Raw genomic sequence first — 3,210 nt, forward strand, 5'->3', positions numbered from 1 at the left:
CCGCCCAAGGAGTCCGGGATTTTGTCTGGCAAGCTGGGACCACGATCGTCGGGCTCCTCCGACGCAAGGTGAAAGGCGACCGCAAGGTCCCCCAGACGCAACAGGCCCGGATTCTCGGATCGTAGCCACAATCGGGTCAACAGCGCCGTGAGAAACACTCGCTGGACCAAAATTCGTTCCGGGAACGGCTGATCCGTTTGCCCAACAGTTCGGTTGTCGGGCCGATAGCGAACGGGATGAAGTCTCCCCAGAGGGGTTGTTTCGGGCGATTGTTCAAGGCTTCCCAGAAGGCCAGCCGTCAGGCGTGATTGCAAGAGGCGGATGACGGCCACCGCATTCGCCTGGAGAAGGGAAGCACCTTCGGGGGCAGTGTCTTTCAGCACCGCCGCCAGCGCGAGCGGATCGCGGAGCAGGACGTGAAGCAGTTCAGCACCGAGCGGTCGGTGACAGTCGGGCCCTAACCCGCACCATACGGGTGCCGCGTCCACCAGTCGGCCAGCGTGGCGGAACAGGACGCGGCTGATTCCCACAAGCGTGGCATCAGCGACCCAGAGGCTCTTCTTCGCAGGGGACCGCGGAAAGATTTTGAACATCAGGCAGGCCCCCGAGCACAGCGCGGACGGTTGCTCCCCCGGTCAGCCGCACGGGAAGAAAAACCAGGCTCCGCCACTGCTCTCCCGGTTCACCTTTCAAACGTGGGACCGCGACGGGATGTCGAGCAACTGGCAGATGCGATCGACGAGTTGCTCGATCTCGAACGGTTTGTGGAGGAAATCGTCGGCCCCCACCGCTTTGAGCTCCTGGATGCGGTCCTCTTCCACCATGCCCGAGATGCAGATGATGCGGATATCATTCATGTTGGGATCGGATCGCACCACCTGGCAGACATCTTTCCCGTTGATGTCGGGGAGCATGATGTCGAGGACGATGAGATCGGGATGATACTCTTTGACCGCCATCCCGGCCTCGAAACCGTTGTTGACGGTGCGGACCTCGAAGCGGCCATCGCGGAGGAGCACATCCCGAATGAGTTCCACCAGCTCTTCATCGTCATCGACGATGAGGATGCGGTGTTTGGTGTTTTCCAGGGCATCCAGAGGGATGCCGTTTTCCCGCATGAAGTTGATCAGAGCATCGCGGGGAATACGACGGAAGCGGCTTCCCGGAACTCGGAATCCCTTCAACTGACCGGAATCGAAGCAGCGGATGATGGTCTGCTGACTGACCTTGCAGATCTTCGCTGCTTCTCCAGTCGTAAAGACCGTCTTGCTTGCGAGCGGTGATTGGCTGTTCCTTTTCTTCGCCACGGTTCTCGCCGGAAAGTCAACGAAACCCCAGCCCGAAGGTCGGCAGTTGGCTGCGGGTTTCTGGTCCTCCGTGTCACCACTATCCGGGAAACAGGCGGCGAGTTCGCGAGAGTTCGCAAACTCTGCACCTCCCGTAGCTGCCTACGAGCAGCAGGCTCATCCGGTCCTGCCGACTTTACCGAATTTGCCAACCGCCGCTCATTATACTTTCACCAAAATCCCTGTCAATACGAGTTTTTTTCCTTTAACTCACTTACCCAGCAGCGGTTACGTCATCCCGATTTTCTGCCGTAGCTTTGCTTCGCGCTGGACCGCCAGTTCTTCATGTTGCCTGATCGGAATTCTTATCCCACAGCATGCAGTCGCCGCAGACGATAACACCCGACTCCTTTTTTGGCAACACCATCGGCCAACGCACCCCGTGGGGACGGACAGACTGGCCCCGCCACAACCTGGAATTCCGTGGAGGAATAAGCAACGAAAACACGGTGGGGTGCAACCGCCGCTGGCCCGCAGTTGTTTCAACCGCACTACTTTCCGCCCCGTTTTTTCTTTTTTTCACCTTTTGTCGCTTTTTCCTCGGTGGTAGAGCGGCCCGACTTGGCGCTTTTAGCCCGAGCCGTCTTCGCCCTGGATTCTGCCTTTTTCCTGCGTGCCTTTTTGGTAGGCGAAGCGGCTGCTGCCGCGGCTGATTCCGCTTCCCCGGGCTGCGCTATCGCGGCTTCGGCCGGCTGCTCGGGCTGTTCGGTGGCTACCTTATGGGCCGCGGGGACCTGTCCCGAAGTGGAGGCAGCCGCCTCCGTTTTTCTTGGGCGGCCACGACGTTTGGGCTGAACGGCCGACGGGGTTTCTGCCTGAGCAACGGGAGCCGGGGGCGGCGCCGTCTCAGCAGCGGCCGTGGTCGCCGGTTGCAATTGTCCCTGTTCCCAGGCCTCCAGCCGCTCCAGGGCTTGCGGATCGATGGCCTTGAACACTTTCGCCACCACCGGCGCGTGGTGATCCGCCCAGAATTCGGCGGCAAATTCGTGGAGCAACCAAGCGAAGTCGACGCCTTTACTTTTGGGAATTGCCCGTTCCAGGCCCGCCACTGTGCCCGAGGCGACTTCCGATTCGTCCGCCAGGCCAAGGAGATTCAGCACCCGCAGGCTGGCCATATCGAGGGGAATCGTATGTCCGCCCAGAGCGTTTTGCACCACATAGGAGACCATGAAGCGGGAGACGCCGTCGATTTTTTGGAGGCGCTCGATGGCCTGCCCCAGCGTGAGTTTCCGCAAGTCTTCCATGTCGAAAGAGTAGGTCGATTCAAAGATGTGTTGAAGAGGGCACTTGATGCGCGTGGCAGCGGCTGCCGGATCGGGCAATCCTTCGCCGGCCTCGGACAGATCACGAATCGTGCATACCCGAATTTCGTTCCAGTCGAAAAACTCGGTTTTGAGGACCTGAAAGACCCGCTCGGCCACCGCATGCCGGGCGTTTTCCAGCACGGCGGCAAACATCAGGTGTTCCAGGACGGGCAACCCCGGATCGGCAGGCTTGGCCTTGTACTGCCGAGCCAAAACTTCGTGCAGACGCGTGAATTGCTGGGTGCGACTCGGTGTGGTCATTCTTCCTGAAGTCCTTGTTGAACTCGACTGTCCTCGGGCCATGGCCATCCTCACCCCTGGGAAGAGACCCTTGCCGAACGGTGCCGCCTGTCTTTCACGCCGACTGCGGATTCGACTCCGCCTCGGAACTCACGTCGCGAATCTGCCGATTATCCGCTGACGTATCGGGACGCACCGACTCCGCATCGCTCGCCGAAGCCGTTTCCGTCTGCTCCTCCACGGGCGAGTCCTCTTCCCCTGAAGGCTCTCCTTCATCTGCGGCAGCAGGTCGCGGAAGTACCTCGGCGAGAATACGGGAG

Annotated in this window: 4 protein-coding genes; all 4 read right to left on the minus strand. The window is 60.2% G+C overall.

Annotation, left to right across the window (positions count from 1 at the left end):
• Positions 1-593, minus strand: a 593-nt coding sequence (locus H5U08_RS13835; protein WP_297034207.1) for a hypothetical protein, incomplete at its 3' end; no start/stop codon positions are given.
• A gap of 96 nt (positions 594-689) precedes the next feature.
• Entirely contained in the window at positions 690-1,307 is a 618-nt protein-coding gene (locus tag H5U08_RS13840) for a response regulator (RefSeq protein ID WP_095413653.1), read from the minus strand.
• 530 nt (positions 1,308-1,837) lie between these two features.
• Positions 1,838-2,911 (minus strand): hypothetical protein, encoded by a 1,074-nt coding sequence (locus H5U08_RS13845; RefSeq protein WP_297034211.1) that lies wholly within the window; start codon positions 2,909-2,911, stop codon positions 1,838-1,840.
• A 94-nt stretch (positions 2,912-3,005) separates the two neighbouring features.
• A partial coding sequence (locus H5U08_RS13850; protein WP_297034220.1) for a hypothetical protein occupies positions 3,006-3,210 on the minus strand: 205 nt, incomplete at its 5' end.

This window comes from Thermogutta sp. (assembly GCF_014359955.1).
GTDB lineage: Bacteria > Planctomycetota > Planctomycetia > Pirellulales > Thermoguttaceae > Thermogutta.